This window comes from Acidovorax sp. 210-6, assembly GCF_010020825.1.
In the GTDB taxonomy this organism is placed as follows: domain Bacteria; phylum Pseudomonadota; class Gammaproteobacteria; order Burkholderiales; family Burkholderiaceae_C; genus Simplicispira; species Simplicispira sedimenti.
The window spans coordinates 3,394,827-3,418,272 of record NZ_JAACJE010000001.1 but is presented as its reverse complement, the minus strand read 5'-3'; the positions used below and the strand labels follow the sequence as shown (position 1 = coordinate 3,418,272).

Sequence of the window (23,446 nt, the reverse complement as noted above, 5' to 3'; positions counted from 1 at the left end):
GGATTATTGCCCTCCCATGCCCACCAGCCAACCCACCCAGCCTTCCCACAACCAGCTCGACACCAAGGCGCAGGCATGGTCGGCGCTGTTTTCCGAGCCCATGAGCGACCTCGTCAAGCGCTACACCTCCAGCGTGTACTTCGACAAGCGCCTGTGGCAGGCCGACATCGCGGGCAGCCTGGCGCATGCCGAGATGCTGGCCGCGCAGGGCATCATCGGCCAGGACGACCACGCCGCCATCCAGCGCGGCATGGCGCAGATCAGCCAGGAGATCGCGTCCGGCCAGTTCGAGTGGAAGCTCGATCTCGAAGACGTGCACCTGAACATCGAGGCGCGCCTGACGCAGCTCGTGGGTGACGCTGGCAAGCGCCTGCACACCGGCCGCAGCCGCAACGACCAGGTGGCCACCGACGTGCGCCTGTGGCTGCGCGGCGAGATCGACCTGATCGGCGGCCTGCTCAGCGACCTGCAGAAGGCCCTGGTGGAGGTCGCAGAAAAGAACGTGGACGTCATCCTGCCCGGCTTCACCCATCTGCAGGTGGCCCAGCCCGTGAGCTTTGCCCACCACCTGCTGGCCTACGTGGAAATGTTCGCACGCGACGCCGATCGCATGCAGGACGTGCGCCGCCGTACCAACGTGCTGCCGCTGGGGTCAGCGGCTCTCGCCGGCACCACCTACCCGCTGGACCGCGAGCGCGTGGCGAAAACCCTGGGCATGGACGGCGTGTGCCAGAACAGCCTGGACGCCGTGAGCGACCGTGACTTCGCCATCGAATTCACGGCGGCCGCCAGCCTGTGCATGGTGCACGTGAGCCGCCTGTCTGAAGAACTCATCATCTGGATGAGCCAGAACTTCGGTTTCATCAAGATCGCTGACCGCTTCACCACGGGCAGCTCGATCATGCCGCAGAAGAAGAACCCCGATGTGCCCGAACTGGCGCGTGGCAAGACCGGCCGCGTGGTGGGCCACCTGATGGGCCTGATCACGCTGATGAAGGGCCAGCCCCTGGCCTACAACAAGGACAACCAGGAAGACAAGGAGCCGCTGTTCGACACGGTGGACACGCTCAAGGACACGCTGCGCATCTTCGCCGAGATGGTGGGCGGCCAGGTGAACCCAGCCACGGGCGCCAAGGAGGGCGGCATCACCGTCAACCCGCAGGCCATGGAAGACGCCGCCAAGAAGGGCTACGCCACCGCCACCGACCTGGCCGACTACCTGGTGAAGAAGGGCCTGCCCTTCCGCGACGCGCACGAGACCGTGGCCCACGCCGTGAGGGCAGCCCAGTCGCACGCCTGTGACCTGTCCGAGCTGCCGCTGGCCGTGTTGCAGGGCTTCCACGCCAGCATCGAGAAGGACGTGTACGAGTGCCTGAGCCTGCGTGGTTCGCTGGGCGCACGCAACACCCTGGGCGGCACGGCACCCGCGCAGGTGCGCGCGCAGATTGCGCGCCACCAGGCGCGGCTGGCCGTCTGACGCGTCGATCGGAACTCAAATGCCTTCGCCAGCCAACAAGTAGGTGGCTGCCTGCCGGGCATCGGCGTAGGCTTCCAGGGCATTGATCGGCAGGGGGCGGCTGAAGAAATAACCCTGGTAGGCATGGCAGCCGTGGCGCGCCAGGAAATCGCGCTGCTCCACATGCTCCACGCCTTCGGCAATGACTTCCAGCCCCAGGCTTTCGGACAGCGCAATGACCATGCGGGCGATGGCGGCGTCGTTGGCTTCGGTCAGCACATGGCGGACAAAGCCCTGGTCGATCTTGAGCTGGTCCAGCGGCAGGCGCTTGAGGTAGGCCAGCGAGGAATAGCCGGTCCCGAAATCGTCGAGCGAAAAGCACACGCCCCGTGCCTTGAGCGCATCCATCTTGGTGACCACTTCCTCCACGTTGGTGATCAGGAGGCTTTCGGTCAGTTCCAGCTTGAGCCTTTGGGCCGGTGCGCCGGTCTGCTCCAGCACGCCGAGCACCTGCTCCACAAACCCCGCATGGTGGAACTGCCGGGCGCTGACATTGACCGCCATGGTCAGGTGCTTACGGTCCGTGCGCTGGGCCCACACGGCCAGTTGGCGGCAGGCGGTTTCCAGCACCCAGCGCCCGAGAGGCAGGATCAGCCCCGTGTCCTCTGCCAGTGGGATGAACTCGGCGGGTGACACGGTGCCGCGCTGCGGGTGCTGCCAGCGCACCAGCGCCTCCACGCCGATCATGGCGCCGGCCTCGTTCACCTGGGGTTGGTAATGCAGCACGAAATCCTGGCCCTCCAGTGCTGCGCGCAGCTCTTTCTCCAGCCCCACGCGCTCGGCCAGCGTCGACTGCATCTGTGGGTCGAAAAAGCACAGCGCGTTGCGGCCCGAAGCCTTGGCCCGGTACATGGCCAGGTCGGCCTGCTTGAGCAGATCTTCCACAGTGCCCTGGGGCTCACCAAACAGCGCTACGCCAATGCTGGGCGTGTTGTGGTGCACCGTGCCCTGCAGCGTGTAGGGTTCGTTGAGGGCCAGCAGAATCTTGGCACCCACGGCCTCGGCCTGCTTGAGTGCCTGCATCGCATCCTGCCCCAGGCCTTCGAGCATGATGACGAACTCGTCCCCACCGAGCCGGGCCACGGTGTCGCCCTCGCTCACGCAGGCCACCAGGCGCTTGCCCACGTGTTGCAGCAGCAGGTCGCCGATGTAGTGTCCACGCGTGTCGTTGAGGCCCTTGAAGTCGTCCAGATCGATGAAGAACAGCGCTCCGCGCTGCTGATTGCGCGCACTCACGATCAGCGCGTGCTCCAGGCGGTCCAGCAGCAGCCTGCGGTTGGGCAGGCCCGTCAGCGGGTCGGAGAACGCCAGCAATTGGATGCGTTCCTCGTTCTGCTTCTGGTGCGTGATGTCCGAGAAGGTGGCCACATAGTGGGTGGGCTGGCCTTGGGCGTCGCGCACGGCCGTGATGGACAGCCACTGTGGGTACACCTTGCCGTTCTTGCGCCGGTTCCAAACCTCGCCCTGCCAGCGGCCATGCTGGCCGATCGTCTCCCACATGCCGCTGTAGAACCGGCGGTCGTGCCGCCCGGACTGGAGCATGCGCGGCGACTGGCCGATCACCTCGTCGCGCGCATAGCCGGTGATGGTGCAGAACGCCCGGTTCACGCCGATGATGGTGCCGTTCTTCTCGGCGATGATCACACCCTCGGCGCTGTTGTCGAACACCGTGGCTGCCTGGCGCAGGTCGTTCTCCATGCGCTTGCGCTCGGTGATGTCCAGCATCACGCCCACCAGTCCGCCCACGCTGCCGTCGGGGTGGGTGAAGGTGGCCTTGTGGAACATCACGTCGTGCAGCTGTCCGTCGGCGTGGCGTACCTGGCTTTCGTAGATTTGTTTGCCTGGCTGGTCCAGAATTTCCCGGTCGGCGGCCAGATAGCGGTCTGCCAGAGCGGGGGGCGCAATGTCGTGCGGCGTCTTTCCAATGATGCTCGACGCGGGTGCGCCGATGAAGGCTTCAAAGGCACTGTTGCAGCCCAGATAGCGTGCCTGGGCGTCCTTGTAGAACAACGGGCTGGGGATGGCCTCGATGAGTTGCTGCATGAAGCTCAGTTGCCGTGACAGCTCCTCGGTGCGCTCCTGTACGCGCTGCTCCATTTGCTCGTAGGCCTGTTGCAGCGCGCTGCTGCGTTCTTCCAGCAGCCGTTGGTCGCGCTTGCGCCCGGTCACGTTCTGCAGGGTTTCGATGGCGCCCGTCAATTCGCCTCGCGCATTGCGCAGCGGTGCGGCCGTGACGTACAGCCATCGATCTTCGCGTCCCTGTCCATCGCCGGGGAGCAGGAGCTCGGCTTCCAGTGCGCCTGCCATCAAGACCGATTGTCTGAAATAGGTGTAATGCTCGGCCAGCGTTTCGTCGCTGGCCTGGTCCACCAACAGGTCGGCCAAGGTCGGGCGCTGGCTGGGGTACACCGCGCGCCAGACCTCGCCACGGCCGATGACCGTGGCGGCATCTACGCCGGTGAGTGCCGTGCAGGCACGGTTCCAGTGGGTGGCGCGGTGCTGTACGTCAATGACGAAGGTGGCCAGTGGTGTGCCGTCCACGATCTGGGCGAGTTGGCGTTCGCGTTCATGGATGGCCAACTCGGCACGGCGCAGTTCGGTCAGGTTGCTGCCCATGCCGTGGTAGCCCAGAAAGCGGCCTTGGTCATCGAACCGGGGGGCGCCGCTGACCGAGAAGTACTGGATGCTTCCGTCGGCCGCCGTGATTTCATACTCGAAGCGGCGAAATGGCTCATGCCGTTCATGGCAGGCAATGTGTTCTGCCAGTTGTTCGGGGGATACGCCCTGGATGGGCATGTCCCAGCGCCGCTTGCCTTCGAAGTCCTTGGGGTTGCGGCGCAGCTTTTCTGTGGAGTGGCCGAAAAAGCGGGTAAAGCGAAAGTCCGCGTCCTGCTCCCAAAACCAGTCGGAAGACAGGTTGGCAAAGTCGGAGATCTGGCGCGTACGCTCTTGCACCAGGCGTTCGGCATGGGCGTAGGCTTCGCGCAGGGCGGCATCGGCGCGGTGCTTCTCGGTGATGTCGGTGTAGGTGGACACCACGCTGCCATCGGCCAGTGGCCGGTCCACAACGGCCAGCACGGTCCCCGTGGGGCTGGCGTATTCAAAGTGGTTGGTCTGGCCTTCGCGCACCCGCTCCACCCGGCGGGCCACCAGGGCCTGCAGCGCCTCATCGTCAGTGGCCTGGCCGGTGTGCTGCGCGTAGCTGCGCAGCAAGGCCGTCATGGGCTGGCCCAGGCAGGCGGCATCCGTGGGCCAGCCAATCAGCTCGAGGAAGCGCTGGTTCCACACCACGAGCCGCAGCTGTGGGTCGAACAGGGTGATGCCCTGGTCGATGTGGTTGACGGCTTCGTGCAGCCGGGCCAGGCTGGATTCGACGGTCTGGCTGGCATGGCTGAGCAGCTCGATCAGGTCGGTGCTGGTGCCTGGTGGCTGTGGCGCCAGTGCAGGAGGCTCCTCCTGACGGATCTGCAGCAAGGAGGTCACGCAAAAGCACACAATCCGTGCCAGTGGCCGCACCACGTCCAGCGGCCCGGCAATGGCAAAACAGGCCAGGCGTCGGCCCGCCAGGTCTATGCCCATGTTGATGCCTTCGCGCACGGTGGTGGACTGCCGCGCTTCCTCTGCGCTCACGCGGTATTCGTCCATCTCGCCGCGCGCAATGCGCTGCGCTATCGGGTGGATGCTGCCCAGGCGCTGGCGCTCGCTGGACGCCACGATGCGCCCGTCGGCATCCATGAAGCTGCACACCAAGCCCAACTCTGCGTGCAACAGGTCGCAGAGCTCTTGGGCAAAGGGAGTGTCAAGCGGCATGGGCGGGGCAAAAATTTCTTGCCGCAGGATGGCACAGCCGTGCCAGGCTGACAAGCCAACGAACCGTTGCGGCGGTATGGGTTTTCACCGATCCGCCGGTGTCTGCAAAGCCTAGCGGAAGAAGTCGCTCTGCTTCATGCCGCTGTCGCCCATCATGACCACGCGGGTGGTGGTATCGGAGCGCACCATCTTGGCCTGGCCCCATTCGCGCTCGATGTCCTCGGTGAAGCGGATGTTGAATTCCATGATCGCGCCGCCCATTTTCAGGGTCTTGGTGCCGGTCACACGGGCGCTCTTGCGGTGGGGAGCGATTTCGATGTGGTCGATGTTTTGCGAGTATTCCATCGACAGAATGCCGCCCATCTTGCCGCCCATTTTTTCGAAAGAATCAAAGGCCGCGCGGTAGCTTTCACAGGTTTGGTCGCGGGTGGTCGTCGCTTCCCGGCTCTCGCCCATCATCTTGATGCGCTCAGTACCATGGAACTTGGTGCTGATGAGCTTGCACATGGCTTCGGGGTCGCGGGCATAGAACGCCTGGGACTCCTGGCGGTAAAAGTCCTGCACCTGGCTTTCGTTGATTTGTCGCCCGCCGACTTGCGAGTACCACCCGGCAGCCACCACCGCCACGACAATGGCTATCTTCTTGATCATCCGCTTCCCTCTCTTGTGTCATGGTGGGGGCGGATTCTAGGCAGGTCCCATGACCGGGGCGCTGGAGGCGGCCCGAACAATGTGTAAGCACATGCAACGGCCATATGCCTGCCCAGTGCATTGGGTACGCTTGCAGGTTCTATTCGTGAGGGGGCAGTGTGAAATCCATCCCAAAAAGTCTCTGGCTGCTCGGCCTGCTGGCCGCTGGCAGCGCCCAGGCTTTGCAGATCACCCAGTTTTCGCCGCAGGGTGAGGTGGCGCGGGTGCGCCAGGTGGTGGCCAAGTTCGACAGTGCCGCCATCACCTTCGGTGATCCCAAGGCCCCGGCGCCGCTGGAACTGCGCTGCAGCGACGCGCAGGTCAGCAAGGGCACGGGCCGCTGGACCAGCGAGCGCGAATGGGTGTATGACTTCGAGCGCGACCTGCCACCGGGGGTGCGCTGCACGGCACACATCAAGCCTGACTTCAAATCGGCCTCTGGCGCCCCATTGAAGGGCGCTGCTAGCTATCAATTCAATAGCGGCGGGCCTTTCGTGCAGAACCTGCGTCCCGGCACCTACGAGCCCATCGACGAAGAGCAGTATTTCGTGCTGCAGCTCAACGGCCCCGCCACACTGGAGAGCGTGCAGGCCTATGCCTGGTGCCAGCTCGACGGCGTGGGCGAGCGCGTGCCGGTGCGCCTGGTGGATGGCAAGGAGCGTGCGGCCCTGCTCAAGGCCCAGGGCCTGGAGCGACGTGCGGCGCAGGAGCCGCTGGCGGTGCAGACGCTGGCCTGCGCCCGGCGCTTTACGCCTTCGACCAAGGTGCAGTTGGTGTGGGGCAAGGGGGTGGCCACGCCCAGCGGCGTGCCCAATGCGGTGGAAAAGCGCTTCACCTACCAGGTGCGTGCGCCGTTCACCGCCGAATTCACCTGCGAGCGCGAAAACGCCCAGGCTGCCTGCCTGCCGATCCGCCCGCTCACGGTGACGTTCAGTGCCCCGGTACCGCGCAAGCTGGCGGCGGGCCTGCGGCTCAAGTCGGCCCAAGAGGTGGTCAAGCCCCGGCTGCAGGAAGACGACGGCGGCGAGGCGCAAGCACACCAGGCCGACGAGCTGGTGAGCAGCGTGCAGTTTGCCCCGCCCCTGACCGAGAGCACGACCTACGCGCTGGAGTTGCCCAAGGACCTGAAGGACGCCTCGGGCCGGCCCTTGGCCAATGCGCAGAGCTTTCCGCTCAAGGTGGCTACGGGTGGTTTGCCGCCGCTGGCCAAGTTTGCAGCGTCGCCCTTTGGCATCGTCGAGCGCTTTGCCGAAGGCCCGCAGGGCCCGGCGCTGTTTCCCGTCACGCTGCGCAACGTGGAGCCCGACCTGCGCGTGCAGGGGCTGCAGGCGGGCACGGACGCTCAGCCGCCCCGTGGCAAGGTCAGCACGCTGCGGCCCACGCAGGACGCGGACATCATTGCCTGGTTCCACAAGGTGCAGCGCTACGACCGCTTTTTCATCGACCGCAGCCAGGCGCGGCGCGAGGTGAAGGGCGCCCTGCCCAAGGTGCTGGAGCAGGAGGACAAAAGCGTGGTGCAAACGCGCATGCTCTCGCTGCTGGGCGGCCAGCCGGGCGTGCGCGCGCTGGACCTGCCCCGCCCCGACAAGGGCGATAAGCGGCCTTTCGAGGTGGTGGGCATCCCGCTGGCGCCGGGCTTCCACGTGGTCGAGATCGCCTCGCCGCTGCTGGGTGCCTCGCTGCTGGACGAGCGCCATGGCAAAGAGCGCACCATGTACGTGCGCAGCATGGCCCTGGTCACCAACCTGGGCGTGCACTTCAAGCTGGGGCGCGAGAACGCGTTGGTGTGGGTGACCTCGCTCGACCGGGGGCTGCCCGTGGCGGGCGCGCAGGTGCGTGTGTCCGACTGCAGCGGCAAGGAACTGGCCACCGGCACCACCGATGCCCAGGGCCTGGCGCGGATCGAAGGCCTGTCACCCGAGGCGCCTTATTGCGAGAACGGCGGTGACGCTGGCGCCGGCTACTTTGTCAGTGCGCGCCTGCGCGGCACCGACGGTGTGGAAGACATGGCCTTTGCCTGGAGCGAGTGGCAGCGCGGCATCGAGCCCTGGCGCTTCAACCTGCCCACCAGCAGCGGCCCGCAGCCGGATGCGCGTGCGCACACCGTGTTCGACCGCACGCTGCTGCGCGCCGGGGAAACCGTGTCCATGAAGCACCTGCTGCGCACCGAAACGCGCAAGGGCTTTGGCCTGCCCGAGCGCCGGCCGGACACGCTGGTCATCACCCATGTGGGCAGTGGGCAGCAGTACACGCAGCCCTTGCAATGGCGCAAGACCGCCACCGGTGGCCTGAGCGCACACAGCGAATTTGCCGTGCCCCCAGCCGCCAAGCTCGGTGTGTACGAGGTCGAACTGCGCGGCGAGCAGATGGACATGTACCTGACCTCGGGGCGCTTCCGTGTCGAGGAATTCCGCCTGCCGGTGCTGGAAGGGCGTGTGGGCCCGGCCGACAAGGGCCCGCTGGTCAACGTGCGCACGGTGCCTGCCAGCGTGCAGGTCAACTACGTGGCGGGTGGCGCGGCGGCCCAGTTGCCGGTGCGAGTGTCTGCGTTGGTGCGGCCCAAGTGGCTGCAGTTTGGTGACTACGAGGAATTCAGCTTCCGCCCCCCCCGCAACCGCCAGGCTGCCGCAGCTGGCGACGGCGAGGAAGAAGAGGCCGCCAGCCAGGATGCGCGCGTGGTGGCCGACAAGCTTGCGCTCACGCTGGACCGCAATGGTGCAGGCCGCGTCGTGCTGGAAAACGTGCCGCGCGCCCCGGCGGCGCAAGACCTGCTCATCGAAGCCACCTATGCCGACCCCAACGGCGAGGTGCAAACCCTGCGCAGCACCCACACGCTCTGGCCTGCGGGAGTGCTGGCGGGCATCAAGACCGAAGGCTGGGCCTCGGCCAACCAGAAGCTGCGCTTCCAGGCCCTGGCGCTCACCCCCGATGGCAAGCCGGCTGCCGATGTGCCGTTGCAGGTGCAGGCCATTGCACGCATCACCACCAGCAGCCGCAAGCGCATGGTGGGGGGCTTTTACAGCTACGACCATCGTGTCGAGACCAAGGACCTGGGTACCGTCTGCACCGGCCAGAGCGACGCGCGCGGCCTGCTGCTGTGCGAAGCCAAGATCGACCAGAGCGGCGAGGTGGAATTGGTGGCCACGGCACGCGACAAGGCCGGCAACACGGTGGATGCGGCGTCGTCCGTGTGGATCACGCGCCAGGGCGAGCTGTGGTTTGGTGGCGAGAACCATGACCGCATCGACCTGCTGCCCGAGAAGAAGAGCTACCAGCCCGGCGAAACCGCGCGCCTGCAGGTGCGCATGCCCTTCCGCTATGCCACGGCGCTGGTGGCGGTGGAGCGCGAAGGCATCATTGCCACCCAGGTCGTCGAGCTGACCGGCAAGGACCCCACAGTGCACCTCAAGATCGAGGACGGATGGGGCCCCAATGTGTACGTCAGCGTGCTGGCGCTGCGCGGCCGCCTGCGCGACGTGCCCTGGTACAGCTTCTTCACCTGGGGCTTCAAGGCGCCGCGTGAATGGTGGACGGCCTTCTGGTACGAGGGCAAGGAATACCAGGCACCCACGGCGCTGGTGGATCTGTCCAAGCCCGCCTTCCGCCTGGGCGCGGCGGAACTCAAGGTGGGCACCAAAGGCCACCAGATCAACGTCAAGCTCAGCGCCGACAAGGAGAGCTACCCTGTGCGTGGCAAGGCCCAGGTCACCATCACGGCCACCTTGCCCAACGGCAAGCCCGCAGCCCACGCCGAAGTGGCGCTGGCTGCAGTGGATCAGGCGCTGCTCGAACTCATGCCCAACACCAGCTGGAACTTGCTCGACGCCATGCTGCAGCGCCGCAGTTGGGGTGTGCAGACATCCACTGCGCAGATGGAAATCATCGGCAGGCGCCACTACGGCCGCAAGGCCGTGCCCGCGGGCGGCGGCGGTGGGCGTGCACCCACGCGCGAGCTGCTCGACACCTTGCTGCTGTGGGAGCCCGCGCTCCAGCTCGACGCCAACGGCCAGGCCAAGGTGACGGTGCCGCTGAACGACGCGCTCACCACGTTCAAGATCGTGGCCGTGGCCGACGCCGCCACCGGGCTCTTTGGCACGGGCAGCACGTCCATTCGTGCCACGCAGGACCTGCAGATCATCAGCGGCCTGCCACCGCTGGTACGTGAGGGCGACCAGTTCCGCGCCCAGTTCACGTTGCGCAACACCACCAAGGCGGCCATGCAGGTGGAAGTGGCACCGCGCGCCACGCTGCTTGAGCTCAAGCCCCAGACCGTGGACATCCCTGCGGGCGAGGCGCGCGAGCTGGCCTGGATGGTGACCGCCCCCGAGCAATTGGGCCAGACCCGCGCCCAGGCCCTGCTGTGGGAGGTGCAAGCCAAGGCCCAGGGCGGCGGGGCACGCGACGCCCTCAAGGTCAGCCAGCGCATCATTCCCGCCGTGCCGCTGACGGTGCAGCAGGCCACGCTGGTGCAGGTCGATGGCAGCTACACGCTGCCGGTGCAGGCACCCGCTGACGCGCTGCCCGATACCGGTGCCAAGCGCGGCGGGCTCAAGCTCGCGCTGCAACCCAAGCTGGCCGAAGGCCTGCCCGGCGTGCGCGACTGGTGGGCGCGCTACCCCTTTACCTGCCTGGAGCAAAAGACCAGCAAGGCCGTGGGCCTGCGTGACGCCAAGCTCTGGCAGACCGTGGTTGCGCAACTGCCCACCTACCTGGACGACGATGGCCTGGCCCACTACTTCCCGCCGCGCGACGGCGATGCGAACCGGGGCAGCGACACGCTCACGGCCTATGTGCTCGCCGCCACGCACGAAGCCGCCGCGCTCAACCCCGCCTTCGCCTTGCCCGACGACGTGCGCGCACCCATGGAGCGCGGGCTCACTGCCTTCATCGAAGGACGCATCGAGCGCAGCTTCTGGAGCCCGCGCAAGGACCTGGACATGCGCAAGCTCGCCGCCATCGAGGCGCTGTCGCGCTACGGCAAGGCGCAGGGCCGCATGGTGGCCAGCATCACCGTGGCGCCCAACCAGTGGCCCACGCACAGCGTGATCGACTGGCTCAACATCCTGCGCCGCGTGCAGGACGTACCCCAGCGCGAACAGCGCCTGCAGGAGGCGCAGCAAATCCTCAAGGCCCGCCTGTCCTACCAGGGCACCAAGCTGCTCTTCAGCACCGAGCAAGACGACTACTGGTGGTGGCTCATGCAGAACGGCGACGTCAACACCGCGCGCCTGCTGCTCGCCGTGATGGACGATCCGGCCTGGAAGGACGACATGGGCCGCCTGGCCAACGGCTTCATCAGCCGCCAGCAGGGCGGCGCCTGGCACACCACCACGGCCAACCTGTGGGGCGGGCTGGCGCTGGAGAAATTCAGCGCCAAATTCGAGGCCACCCCGGTGTCTGGCACCACCCGCGCCAGCATGGGCGGCAACAGCGCCAGCGTGGACTGGAGCAAGGTCGAGCGCATCAAGGCGCAGGACGCCAGCGGCGCCGCGCACCAGACCACCTGGTTTGGTGCACCGGCAGCCCCCGGCATGCTGCGCGGCAACGGCATGTTCCTGCCCTGGGGTGCGGGCAAGGAGCAGCTTTCCGTCGCACACCAGGGGCCGGGCAAGCCCTGGCTCACCGTGCAATCGGTGGCGGCCATCGCGCTCAAGGCACCGTTCAGCGCGGGCTACCGCATCGCCAAGACGGTGACTCCCATCGAGCAGGCCAACAAGGCGCTGCCGCCAGGCCAGTACACGCGCGGCGACGTGTTGCGCGTGACCTTGGAGGTCACCAGCCAGACCGACATGACCTGGGTCGCCATCACCGACCCCGTGCCCGCAGGAGCCACCATCCTGGGCAGCGGCCTGGGCCGCGACTCCGAGATCGCCACCCAGGGCGAGCGGCGCAGCGGCGCAGGCTGGCCTGCTTTCGAGGAGCGCAGCTTCGAGGCCTTCCGCAGCTACTACGAATACCTGCCCAAGGGCACCGTCAAGATGGAGTACACCGTGCGCCTGAACAACGTGGGCGACTTTGCCCTGCCCCCCAGCCGCGCCGAGGCCTTGTACGCGCCGGAGATGTTTGGCGAGGTGCCGAATGGGCGGGTGCAGGTCGTCCCAGCGCAATGATGGCCGCACAGGGGCTGGGCCGGATCTTCAGTGCATGAGGTACAGCGCAGGCATGGGGCTCGCAAAGTGGTGTCTGGTGCTGTGTGCGGCCGTGTGCGCGCCTGTGGCCTGGGGCCTGCCCACCTTCGACGAAGTCCGCCGCGCGCACCAGCCCTCGGAGGTGCTGGTGCTCTCGCGTGAGGGGGAGGTGTTGCAGCGGCTGCGCACCGATGCGTCGGTACGCCGGGGTCAGTGGGTGGCCTTGCCGGAGGTGTCGGCAGCGCTGCGCCAGGCCATGTTGCTCAGCGAGGATCGGCGCTTTTACGAGCACAGCGGAGTGGACTGGCGCGCCGCATCGGCGGCGGCCTGGGGCAATCTGTGGAACACGCGCACGCGGGGTGCCAGCACGCTGACCATGCAGTTGGCGGGCTTGCTCGACGACGACTGGCGCCAGGGCCCCGGTGGGCGCAGCGTGGCGCAAAAGCTGGGGCAGACGGTGGCGGCGCAGGTGCTGGATCGGCGCTGGCGCAAGGACCAGATTCTGGAGGCCTATCTCAACCTGGTGCCCTTTCGTGGCGAGGTGGTGGGCATTGATGCCCTGGCGCGCACGCTGTTTGGCAAGGCTGCGCATGGGCTCGATGCCCAGGAGGCGGCGCTGGCGGCGGCCCTGGTGCGCGCCCCCAATGCGCGTGTCGCCCAGGTGGCGCAACGGGCCTGCGGTGTGTGGCGTGAGATGCAGGTGGCCCCCGCCCGTACCGGCCGGGCACCGTCGGTTGCGGCGCAGGCCGCAGACTGCACCGCGCTGGAGATGTTGGCCCATGCTGCGTTGCAGCGCCGCGCCTGGCCCGCCAGCGAAGGCGTGGCTCCGCATGCGGCGCGCCGTGCGCTGGCGCAGGCCCAGCAGGGTGGGGTCTCCCCAGGCGCGCAACTGCGCACCACGCTCAGCGCGCCACTGCAGCGTTTTGCGGTGCAGTCGCTCACACAGCATCTGCGTGAACTGCAGGGCCGCCAGGTGGAAGACGGGGCCGTGCTGGTGCTGGACAACGCCAGCGGCGAGGTGCTGGCCTGGGTGGGCTCGTCGGGTGCCCTGAGCGGAGCTGCCGAGGTTGATGGCGTGCTGGCGCTGCGCCAGCCGGGTTCCACGCTCAAGCCGTTTCTGTACGCGCAGGCGCTGGCCGAGCGCAGGCTCACGGCGGCCTCGCTGGTGGAAGACTCACCGGCGCAGATCGCCACGCCGGGCGGGCTGTACATCCCGCAGAACTACGACCGCCAGTTCAAGGGCTGGGTGTCGGTGCGCACGGCGCTGGCCGCGTCGCTCAACGTGCCTGCGGTGCGCACGCTGGTCATGGTGTCGCCCGACGCGTTCTACCGGCAACTGCAGGCGCTGGGCCTGCCGCTGCGCGAGAGCGCGGGCTACTACGGCTACAGCCTGGCGTTGGGCAGTGCTGAACTGCCGTTGCTGCCATTGACCAATGCCTACCGCGCGCTGGCCAACGGCGGGCGCCACAGCCCGGTGGCTCCGCTGCTGCGCGCCGAGCGGCCCGTGCGCCCTGCGTTCACCCGGGCGGTGGATGAGGGCGCCGCCTGGATCGTGGGTGACATCCTGGCCGACCCGCTGGCCCGTGCGCGCACCTTCGGCACCGACAGCGTGCTTGCCACCCGCAGCTGGGCGGCCGTGAAGACCGGCACCAGCAAGGACATGCGCGACAACTGGGCCATCGGCTGGTCCAGCCGCTATACCGTGGGCGTGTGGGTGGGCAACGCCAGCGGGGCGCCCATGCACGAGGTCAGCGGCACCAGCGGGGCTGCGCCCATCTGGGCCGCACTCATGGCGCACCTGCATGCCCGCAGTCCCAGCCGCGCCCCGGCGGCGCCTGCGGCGCTGGTGCGTCTGCCGGTGCACTTTGGCGCCGGGCCGGGTGCGGAGGTGCCGCTGGAGGCCGCGCGCACCGAGTGGTTTGTGGCGGGCACGCAGCAAGCGTTGTTTGCTATTAATAATGTAGCTGATGGCGCTTATTTGACGGGCGCAAAAGGCCAATTTGGCTTGGATTCCGAGGTGATGGGTGCGGTGCGCATCGTGGCGCCCGCGCCGGGCAGCATCGTGGCGCTGGATCCCGACATTCCGCCGCAGCACCAGCGCGTGCACTTCATGGCTTCGCCTGCCTCGGCGCCGGGCCTGCGCTGGCGCATGGATGGCAAGCCCCTGGGCCGGGGCGCGCAAGTGGCCTGGCTGCCGTGGCCAGGGCGGCATGTGGTGCAGCTGACCGATGCGCGGGGGCGGGTGCTCGACGAGCTGCGCATCGAGGTGCGGGGCGCAGGGGTTGCCCGGCGCTGACACTCTGGTGTCGGCGCTCTGACAGCGGCGTGCGTCTCGCTTCTTCGCCCCTACAATCCAGAGCGCACACCCCACCAACGCGATGCGCCGATTCCTATCCCAACGTCCGATCTGGCTCGCCCTGCTGCTGAGCATGGGGATTGGATCGATGGTGGCGCGCACGGTCTGGACCATGCGCCAGGACGAGTGGGCCTTTGCCGAGCGTAACAACGCCAATCTGGTGAAGGCGCTGGAGCAGTCCCTGGGCTGGACGCTCAGTGCGATGGACCAGTCGCTGCAGGACGTTGCGATCAAGCTGGAACATCCCGAGGTCATGCAACTGCAGCAGGAAGTGCGCAACACGGTGCTTTTTGACCGTCCCCTGCGTGCCGCAGGCATCATGGATGTGTATGTCATCAACAGCCAGGGTGAAATCGTCATCGATTCGGGCGCCATGCCGCCGCGCAAGGCCAACTACGCTGACCGTGACTATTTCCAGGCCTTGATGAGGGGCGAGAAGGAAGGCCTGGTGATCGGGCAGCCTGTGCTGGGCAAGGTCACGCAGACCTGGATGCTGCCGGTGGCACGGGCCTACCGGGGGGAAAACGGGCGTGTGGCCGGGGTGGTGGTCAGCTCCATCCGACTGAGCTATTTCAACGAGTTGTTCAAATCACTGGACCTGGGGCCGGGCAGCGGTGTGAACCTGTTCCTCGGGAGTGGCACCATCGTCAGCCGTTATCCCTATGGGGATGACCATGTGGGCAAGTCCCTTGCCGGTACGGCGAATATGCTGCGGTTTTTGTCGGAGCGCTCGGGCAGCTTCGTGGGGGTGGCTGCGCTGGATGATATGGAGCGTTTCTATACCTTTCGGCATGTGGGGCCGTATCCCCTGGTGGTGAACGTCGCCCAATCGACCGATGTGATTCTGGCCGACTGGCGCAAGAGCGCCTTGCAACTGTCCTTTTTTGCCCTGGTGCTCATGGCCGGTTGCGTGGGCTTGGCCGTCCTGTTTACGCGCGAGCTGGGGCGTCGCCAGCAGGTGGCCAGCCAGCTGCAGCAGGCAGAGCACTACCTGCGCACCATCCTGGACAACCTGCCCTCGACCATCAGCTATTGGGACCAGGAGCAGCGCAACCGTTTTGTCAACCAGACCAGTCGCGAATTCTTTGGCAGCCCACCCGAGGCGCTGCAGGGCAAGACCGCTGCCGAAGTGCTGGGCGCCGATGGCTACGCCATGGTCCAGCCCTATGTGCTGCAGGCGCTGCAGGGGCGCCCCCAGGTGTTCGAGCGCACCATCACCACGGCGTCGGGCGATGTGCGGCACGTCCACATCACCTACACCCCCGATCGCGAGGGGAACGATGGTCCGGTGCGCGGCATGTTTGCGCAGATGACAGACATCACCGAACGCAAGCGCATGGAGGAGGAGCTGTTCAGCGAAAAGGAGCGCATGCGCCTGACGCTCCAGTCCATTGGTGATGCGGTGCTGTGTACCGACGCGCAAGGCCGCGTCACCTACATCAACCCCGTGGCCCAGCGCATGACCGGCTGGCAGGCCTTCGATGCGGCGGACCAGGATGTGGATGTCGTGGCACCGCTGTATCACAACAATGGCGAGCGCGTGGAACCCAGCCCGGTGCGCCAGGCCCTGGGGTCGGGGAAGCCCTGTGGTCCTACGCGTGGCGTGGTGCTGCACCGCAAGGACGGACACCGCTACGTGGTCGAGGAAACCGCCAGCCCCATCACCGATCGCCACGGTCACCTCAATGGTGCAGTGATGGTGCTGCACGACGTGACCGAAACCATGGCCCTGGCCGAGCGCATGGCGCGCCTGGCCCAGTACGACGCCCTGACCGATCTGCCCAACCGCGTGCTGCTGCAGGACCGCGCACGCCAGGCGCTGGCGTTGGCGCGGCGCGAGGGCAAGTCGCTGGCCGTGATGTACATCGACCTGGATGGCTTCAAGCAGGTCAATGACCGTCTGGGCCACGACCTGGGTGACGAATTGCTGGTGCAGTTTGCACGCCGCATGCAGGCGGCGGTGCGTCAGTCGGACACCGTGTGCCGCCAGGGGGGCGATGAGTTCGTCGTGCTGCTACCGGGCCTGGACGGGCCGGAGCAGTCCACGGTGGTGGCGCGCAAGGTGCTGGCCGTGTGCCAGGCGCCGTTCGACCTGCAGGGCCACGAAGTCCGCGTGGGTCTCAGCGCAGGGCTGGCCCTCTTCCCGCAGCACGGCAGTGCCTTTGAAGAACTGGCGCGTCACGCCGACACCGCCATGTATGCGGCCAAGCGTTCCGGGCGCATGCAGGTGCGCTGCTACGCGGGGGCGGCGCAGGAGCCTGAATTGCTGGCGCAGGCCTCGGACAGCACCTCCGAGCTGGCTTGAGTTGCTATCAAAACAATAGCTGCTGGAGCTCTTGTTCACTGCCTTGAGGCCAATTCGGGTCTTGAATGCAAATTTGGTCCAAAGCGCGAAAGTAATTTTTGATGGCCTGGCGCCAGCATGCGACCTACCATTGCGGCCAACCAGAACCAGACCCCCAAGGAGATCCGCGTGCCCGACCTGTCCACCATCACCTGCATCGAAGACCTGCGCCGCATCGCCAAGCGCCGCGTGCCCCGCATGTTCTACGACTACTGCGATTCGGGCTCGTGGACGGAGGGCACCTACCGCTCCAACGAGGAAGATTTCCAGAAGATCAAGCTGCGCCAGCGCGTTGCCGTGAACATGACCGGGCGCACCACGCGCACCACCATGGTGGGCCAGGACGTGGCCATGCCCGTGGCGCTGGCGCCCACGGGCCTGACCGGCATGCAGCACGCCGACGGCGAGATCCTCGCGGCCCGTGCGGCGCGCGATTTCGGCGTGCCCTTCACCCTCTCGACCATGAGCATCTGCTCCATCGAGGACGTGGCCCAGCACGCCGGCCCTGGCTTCTGGTTCCAGCTCTACGTGATGCGCGACCGCGACTACATCGAGCGCCTGATCGACCGCGCCAAGGCCGCCGGCTGCTCGGCCCTGCAGCTCACGCTGGACCTGCAGATCCTGGGCCAGCGCCACAAGGACATCAAGAACGGCCTCTCGTCGCCGCCCAAGCCCACGCTGGCCAACCTCATCAACCTGGCCACCAAGCCGCACTGGTGCCTGGGCATGCTGGGCACCAAGCGCCGCAGCTTCGGCAACATCGTCGGCCACGCCAAGGGCGTGGGCGACATGTCCTCGCTCTCGTCCTGGACGGTGGAGCAGTTCGACCCCGAGCTCAACTGGGGCGACGTGGAATGGATCAAGAAGCGCTGGGGCGGCAAGCTCATCCTCAAGGGCATCATGGACGCCGAGGATGCGCGCCTGGCCGTGGACAGCGGCGCCGACGCGCTCATCGTCAGCAACCACGGCGGGCGTCAGCTCGACGGCGCGCCCTCGTCCATCGCCGCGTTGCCCGGCATCGTGCAGGCCGTGGGCAAGGACATCGAGGTCTGGATGGACGGCGGCATTCGCAGCGGCCAGGACGTGCTCAAGGCCCGCGCCCTGGGCGCGCGCGGCACGCTGATCGGGCGCAGCTTCCTCTACGGCCTGGGCGCCTACGGCGAACTGGGCGTGACGCGCGTGCTGGAGATCATCCGCAAGGAGCTCGACCTCACCATGGCCTTCTGCGGCCGCACCGACATCAATACCGTCGATACCTCCATCCTGCTGCCGGGAACCTATCCCACACCCTGAGGTGAAACAATGGCGGCCGTGACCGCCACCGACAGTTCCCCGCCGCGCCGCATCGCCCACCTGGACATGGATGCCTTCTATGCCAGCGTGGAACTGCTGCGCTACCCGCAACTCCAGGGCCTGCCCGTGGTGATCGGCGGCGGGCGCCGGGCCTGCGACAGCGTGCTCACCACCGAAGGCTCGGGCCTGCCGCTGCACGAGATTCCGCTCTCCGCCTTTCCGCTGCTGCAGGGCTACACCGGGCGCGGCGTGATCACCACCGCCACCTACGCGGCGCGTGCGTTCGGCGTGGGCTCGGCCATGGGGCTCATGAAGGCCGCGCGCCTGTGCCCGCAGGCCATCCTGCTGCCAGTGGACTTTGACGAGTACCGACGCTATTCGCGCCGTTTCAAGGACATCATCACCGACATCGCCCCCGTGATGGAGGACCGGGGCGTGGACGAGGTCTATATCGACTTCACCCACGTGCCCGGCGGCCAGCGCGAGGGCGGGCGCGTGCTCGCGCGCCTGATCCAGAAGAGCATCCACGACGCCACGGGCCTGACCTGCTCCATCGGCGTAGCGCCCAACAAGCTGCTGGCCAAGATGGCGAGCGAATTCCACAAGCCCAAGGGCATTTCCATCGTGCACGAGACCGACCTCCAGTCGCTTGTCTGGCCGCTGGCCTGCCGCAAGATCAACGGCATCGGCCCCAAGGCCGACGAAAAGCTGGCGCGCCACGGCATCCACACCATCGGTGAACTGGCGGCCCGCCCGCGCGAGTGGCTGGTGCAGCATTTCGGCAAGGCCACGGGCGCCTGGCTGCACGATGCCGCCTGGGGGCGCGACGAGCGCCCCGTGGTGACCGAGAGCGAGCCCGTGAGCATGAGCCGCGAAACCACCTTTGACCGCGACCTGCACGCCGTGCACGACCGCGCCGAACTCGGCGCCATCTTCACCGACCTGTGCCAGCGCGTCGCGCAGGACCTGCAGCGCAAGGGCTATCGGGGCCGCACCATCGGCATCAAGCTGCGCTATGACGACTTTCGCGCCGTCACCCGCGACCAGACCATTGCCGAGCCCACGCACGACGCGGCGACCATCCGCCGCGTGGCGGGCCTGTGCCTCAAGCGTGTGCCGCTGCAGCAGCGCCTGCGCCTGCTGGGCGTGCGCGTGGGTGGGCTGGTGCACCTGGATGAGAGCACTCTGGTGCCAGAACGTGCAGATGGGGGAGGCACGGACGGGGGTACCGCCATGCTGTTTTAGTGCCCCATTCTTGGCCAGCTGCTGTGGCGCCATGGCTTGGGTAGCGATCTCGCTTGCACTGGCGCGCCGGTTGTTCGGCGCAAAAAAGACCGTGGATCAGCCCTCCTACACCTGCCAGGTTCGGGGCGTCAAGAGGGCTTCAGGGGCTTGGTATCACTTTTTGCACTATGGCAACAAAGTGTTTGAGCGCGCTTCATTTTCATGGCGGTTTTCGGCCTTTCGGAGCAATATGTTGCCCATCCATACGGATTTCAAGGTCTTGAGATAGAATTATCAAAAGTATCGTTTTTATCAAAAAAGACCTTCCTGGAGCCAGGATTCATGCGCGTCAATCTTCCCGTCACCAACAACGAATACGACTTTCCGGCCGATGAGCTGCTGATGTCCACCACCGACACCAAGGGGGTGCTGACGCACTGCAACGCACCCTTTGCCCGGGTCAGTGGCTACTCCATGGAAGAACTCATGGGCCAGCCGCACAACATGATCCGCCACCCGGACATGCCGCCCGAGGCCTACAAGGACATGTGGGCCACCATTGGGCGCGGCCGCAGCTGGACGGGCTTTGTGAAGAACCGGCGCAAGAACGGCGACTTCTACTGGGTGCAGGCCCATGTCACGCCCATCATGCGCGAGGGCAAGCCGGTGGGTTACCTCTCGGTGCGCACCAAGCCCACGCGCGAGCAGGTTCAGGCCGCCGAGGCCTTGTATGCCCGCGTCAAGCAGGAACGCGAGTCCGGACGCCAGACCATCCGTATCCATGCGGGCGGCGTGCGCAGCACCAGTGTGTGGGACAACGTTCGCAGGGCGTATCGCTCGGGCCCCACGCTGCGCTTGACGGCCATGATGCTGCCGCTCATGCTGGTGTCCCTGGTGCCGGGCTGGATGGGCTGGAACGACGGCATGGCCGTGGCCTTTCAAACCCTCGCCTGGTTGGTGGTGGCGGGCCTGGTGCTGGCGCGTTACCACGTGAGCATGACGCTGCCCATCCGCAGCCTGCGCAGGCTGCTCAACGGCATGGCCAGCGGTGATCTGACCCACCGTGAGCCCACCCTGCCCATGACCCATGTGCTGGGCAAGGTCATGGCGCGCGTGCAGCGCCTGCAGCTCAACATCCGCGCCGTGGTGGGCGATGCGATGGAGGAGATGGAGAAGTTCAGTGCGGTGTCTGCCGAGATGGCGCAGAGCGCGCTGGATTTGTCCGGCCGTGCCGAATCCCAGGCCAGCAGCCTGGAAGAATCGGCCGCGGCCATGGAGCAACTCTCTGCCACGGTGGAAAACTCCAGCGAGGCCGCCCAGAAGGTGGTGCGTGAAAGCCACCACAGTGCTGAGCTGGCAAGTGAGGGTGGGCAAGCGGTGGCCCAGGTCAGCCAGGTGGTTGGTGCCATCGAGCAGTCTTCGCGCAAGATGGGGCAGATCATCTCGACCATCGAGGGCATCGCCTTTCAGACCAACATCCTGGCGCTCAATGCAGCCGTCGAGGCCGCGCGTGCGGGTGAGCAGGGGCGTGGCTTTGCCGTGGTGGCAGGGGAGGTGCGCAGCCTGGCGCAGCGCTCGTCCGAGGCTGCCAAGGAAATCCAGGCGCTCATCAACGAGTCGGCCAGCAACATCGGCCGCGGTGCGGGCCTGATGCAGTCGGCCAGCAAAACCATCGAACAGGTGGTGCAGTCGGTGGCGCACGTCAATACCCTGATGGGCCAGATGGGTGTCGCAGCGCGCGAGCAGGCAGAGGGCATCTCACAGGTCAACGAGGCCGTCACCCTGCTCGATCGGGACACCCAGCAGAACGCAGCCTTGGCGGAACAATCGGCCGCAGCATCCCGCGTCATGAGTGACAGTGCTGCCGTGTTGGGCCGTACCTTGGAAGTGTTCCGCGTGCGTTGAAGCTCGGCTGCGGGCAGGACGGGTGTTCGGCTGAGGCCGCACCCACTCCTTGACGAAAACTTACGTCAGTCTTACATTGGAGTCTCCGTCGCGCCGGGAGACTCCAATGACCCTCGAAGAGCTGCAACGCATCAAGCAATGGCATGTGGACCACAAGGCCGAGCATCCCTTGGAATACTACTTGTGGGATGTCGTGCTGACACTGTGGCTCATGGGCTGGGTGGGGTGGTTTCCCGCCTACCTGTTTGACCAGTGGTGGGGTGTTCCCTTGTGTTGCTTGGGTATGCTGATTCCCAGCATCTATGTCACTTGGCGCAGCAGCGCGCACCGGCGCCACAAGCTGCGCTGCGACTGGCTGGATTTTCGTCGTTCGTGACCCGCCCTGGGGCGGTTGCTTGCAGCACCCAAGGCGCTCACTGGCGCGCAGTACGGATGTTCTTGGGCATCGCCTGCGGGTGGCTGGTGCGCCAGGGGTTGATGTCCAGGCCCCCGCGGCGCGTGTAGCGCGCATACACCTCCAGTTTGATGGGCTTGCAGCGCGTCCATAGGTCCATGTAGATGCGCTCCACGCATTGCTCATGGAATTCGTTGTGGTTGCGAAAGCTCACGATGTACTGCAGCAGCCGTTCCTGGTCGATCTGTGGGCCGCTGTAGGCGATGCGCACGCTGCCCCAGTCGGGCTGGCCGGTGACCAGGCAGTTGCTCTTGAGCAGGTGGCTCACCAGCACCTCGCTGACCGGCGCTTCGTCCATGGCAGCGCGCAGCAGCTCGGGCGCGGGCTGGTAGGTGTCGCATTCGATGTCCAGCCGGTCCAGCAGCAGCCCGTCGAGCTCGTGCAGCGGCTCCTGGTCAAACTGCTCCGGCAGCACCAGGCGCACGCCCACGGTGCCCGGAGTTTCGGCGCCACGCCAGACGGCCTCACTGATATCGGCGCGCAGGCGCGCCTGCACGTCCTGTGCGGTGGCAAAGCGCGTGTTGTTGTAGCTGTTGAGGTAGAGCTTGAAGGACTTGCTCTCCACAATGTTTGGCGTCTCGCACGGTACGGTGATGTGTGCAAGGGCCACCTGCGGCTTGCCGCGCTCGTTGAGCCAGGACAGTTCAAACGCCGTCCACAGGTCTGCTCCCACAAAGGGCACGTTGCCCGTGATGCAGATCTCAGCCCGCTTGGGCGCACGCGCCAGGGGGAACAGCAGCGAAGGGTCGTACTGATCGGCGTAGGCCGACGCCTTGCCCAGTGGGGATTGGTCTGGCGAGTGCATGGTCAATCGATTTTGCTATAAAAATGATAGCTTCTAGCGCTTGTTTCGCGAGCGCTAGAGGCTACTTTAGCCTGCGCCTGAACACCATCCGGCCGGTGCTGGAGGCGGCGGCATCGTGGGCCCAGCCTTCGGCGTCGAAGCCCCGCAGATCCTCTGGTTTGCGTGCCCGCTGCTGGATGGCGTGGCGGGCCATCAGCCCGCGTGCGCGCTTGGCGTGAAAGCTGATGATTTTCCAGCTGCCGCCTTTCCAGTCCTCGAACACGCATTCGACCACGCGTGGACGCAGCGCCTTGCGGTCCACGGCCTTGAAGTATTCCTGCGAGGCCAGGTTCAGCAGCACGGGTGCGGGGTCGCCGGCCAGGCGCTGGTTCAGGTGCTCGGCCAGCCGGTCACCCCAAAACTGGTACAGGTTGGCGCCCGCCGGCGTGGCCAGGCGCGTGCCCATTTCCAGGCGGTAGGGCTGCATCCAGTCCAGTGGGCGCAGCACGCCGTACAGGCCGCTGAGGATGGCCAGGTGGTCCTGGGCCCAGTCCAGGTCGCTGCGTGCCAGGCTGCGCGCGTCCAGCCCTTCGTACACATCGCCATTGAAGGTCAGCAGGGCAGGGCGTGCGTTCTTTGCCGTGAAGCGGGGTGACCATGCCGCATAGCGCGCCACGTTGAGTGCGGCCAGCGCATCGCTCAGGTGCATCAGCGAGGCCACCTGCTGCGGCGCCAGGGGGCGCAGCACCTCGATGAGTTGCGCGGCCTCCTGGCGAAACTCCGGCAAGGTGTGCGGCAGCTCAGCGGGCAGCGGGGTGTCCAGGTCGAGTGACTTGGCGGGGGAGAGCAGGATCAGCATGGCAGAGGTGGGCGGCAAGGGGGATGACAACAGCTTTCAGCTTAGCGCCGCTGGATCGCTCTGGCGCGGTCGCCGCGGCAAAG

Annotated in this window: 12 protein-coding genes; 8 read left to right on the top strand and 4 right to left on the bottom strand. The window is 66.5% G+C overall.

All coding sequences use genetic code 11. The annotated features are described in order from the left end of the window. Window positions 1-16: 16 nt before the first annotated feature. Entirely contained in the window at window positions 17-1,477 is a 1,461-nt protein-coding gene (argH, locus tag GWK50_RS15865; protein WP_162017328.1) for an argininosuccinate lyase, read from the top strand. A gap of 15 nt (window positions 1,478-1,492) precedes the next feature. Here argH and GWK50_RS15860 read toward each other — a convergent pair whose 3' ends face one another. Further along, window positions 1,493-5,326: an EAL domain-containing protein gene (locus tag GWK50_RS15860; RefSeq protein ID WP_162017327.1), complete on the bottom strand. Its 3,834-nt coding sequence runs from the start codon at window positions 5,324-5,326 to the stop codon at window positions 1,493-1,495. A 111-nt stretch (window positions 5,327-5,437) separates the two neighbouring features. Further along, window positions 5,438-5,977 (bottom strand): hypothetical protein, encoded by a 540-nt coding sequence (locus GWK50_RS15855; RefSeq protein ID WP_162017326.1) that lies wholly within the window; start codon window positions 5,975-5,977, stop codon window positions 5,438-5,440. 158 nt (window positions 5,978-6,135) lie between these two features. On the opposite strand from GWK50_RS15855, the gene GWK50_RS15850 reads away from it, so the two are divergent. The 7 genes from GWK50_RS15850 (at window position 6,136) to GWK50_RS15820 (ending at window position 21,642) form a co-directional block, all read left to right on the top strand. Further along, window positions 6,136-12,126, top strand: coding sequence for an MG2 domain-containing protein (locus GWK50_RS15850; protein WP_162017325.1), 5,991 nt, complete (start codon window positions 6,136-6,138; stop codon window positions 12,124-12,126). Between the two features lie 52 nt (window positions 12,127-12,178). Then, window positions 12,179-14,440 (top strand): penicillin-binding protein 1C, encoded by a 2,262-nt coding sequence (gene pbpC, locus GWK50_RS15845; protein WP_162018146.1) that lies wholly within the window; start codon window positions 12,179-12,181, stop codon window positions 14,438-14,440. Window positions 14,441-14,522: 82 nt separating this feature from the next. Beyond that, on the top strand, window positions 14,523-16,805 hold the full coding sequence (locus GWK50_RS15840) for a diguanylate cyclase (protein ID WP_162017324.1): 2,283 nt from the start codon (window positions 14,523-14,525) through the stop codon (window positions 16,803-16,805). 168 nt (window positions 16,806-16,973) lie between these two features. Next, the gene (locus tag GWK50_RS15835) at window positions 16,974-18,137 is read left to right on the top strand and encodes an alpha-hydroxy acid oxidase (protein ID WP_162018145.1); all 1,164 of its coding nucleotides are present in this window, start codon (window positions 16,974-16,976) and stop codon (window positions 18,135-18,137) included. 9 nt (window positions 18,138-18,146) lie between these two features. Further along, window positions 18,147-19,382, top strand: coding sequence for a DNA polymerase IV (gene dinB, locus GWK50_RS15830; protein ID WP_162017323.1), 1,236 nt, complete (start codon window positions 18,147-18,149; stop codon window positions 19,380-19,382). Between the two features lie 321 nt (window positions 19,383-19,703). Beyond that, window positions 19,704-21,266, top strand: a complete 1,563-nt coding sequence (locus GWK50_RS15825) for a PAS domain-containing methyl-accepting chemotaxis protein (protein ID WP_162017322.1) — start codon at window positions 19,704-19,706, stop codon at window positions 21,264-21,266. A 106-nt stretch (window positions 21,267-21,372) separates the two neighbouring features. Next, a complete protein-coding gene (locus tag GWK50_RS15820; RefSeq protein WP_162017321.1) occupies window positions 21,373-21,642 on the top strand; it encodes a hypothetical protein in 270 nt (89 codons plus the stop codon). 37 nt (window positions 21,643-21,679) lie between these two features. Here GWK50_RS15820 and queF read toward each other — a convergent pair whose 3' ends face one another. Then, a complete protein-coding gene (gene queF, locus GWK50_RS15815) occupies window positions 21,680-22,525 on the bottom strand; it encodes an NADPH-dependent 7-cyano-7-deazaguanine reductase QueF (protein WP_162017320.1) in 846 nt (281 codons plus the stop codon). 61 nt (window positions 22,526-22,586) lie between these two features. Next, window positions 22,587-23,363, bottom strand: a complete 777-nt coding sequence (gene yaaA, locus GWK50_RS15810; protein ID WP_162017319.1) for a peroxide stress protein YaaA — start codon at window positions 23,361-23,363, stop codon at window positions 22,587-22,589. Between the last annotated feature and the right edge of the window lie 83 nt (window positions 23,364-23,446).

What these genes read in the sequence shown, in the direction of transcription:
- GWK50_RS15825 (WP_162017322.1), top strand. Translation starts at nt 19,704, where the DNA reads ATGCGCGTCAATCTTCCCGTCACCAACAACGAATACGACTTTCCGGCC.
- GWK50_RS15840 (WP_162017324.1), top strand. Translation starts at nt 14,523, where the DNA reads ATGCGCCGATTCCTATCCCAACGTCCGATCTGGCTCGCCCTGCTGCTG.
- pbpC (WP_162018146.1), top strand. Translation starts at nt 12,179, where the DNA reads ATGGGGCTCGCAAAGTGGTGTCTGGTGCTGTGTGCGGCCGTGTGCGCG.
- GWK50_RS15820 (WP_162017321.1), top strand. Translation starts at nt 21,373, where the DNA reads ATGACCCTCGAAGAGCTGCAACGCATCAAGCAATGGCATGTGGACCAC.
- queF (WP_162017320.1), bottom strand. Translation starts at nt 22,525, where the DNA reads ATGCACTCGCCAGACCAATCCCCACTGGGCAAGGCGTCGGCCTACGCC.
- dinB (WP_162017323.1), top strand. Translation starts at nt 18,147, where the DNA reads ATGGCGGCCGTGACCGCCACCGACAGTTCCCCGCCGCGCCGCATCGCC.
- GWK50_RS15855 (WP_162017326.1), bottom strand. Translation starts at nt 5,977, where the DNA reads ATGATCAAGAAGATAGCCATTGTCGTGGCGGTGGTGGCTGCCGGGTGG.
- GWK50_RS15860 (WP_162017327.1), bottom strand. Translation starts at nt 5,326, where the DNA reads ATGCCGCTTGACACTCCCTTTGCCCAAGAGCTCTGCGACCTGTTGCAC.
- argH (WP_162017328.1), top strand. Translation starts at nt 17, where the DNA reads ATGCCCACCAGCCAACCCACCCAGCCTTCCCACAACCAGCTCGACACC.
- yaaA (WP_162017319.1), bottom strand. Translation starts at nt 23,363, where the DNA reads ATGCTGATCCTGCTCTCCCCCGCCAAGTCACTCGACCTGGACACCCCG.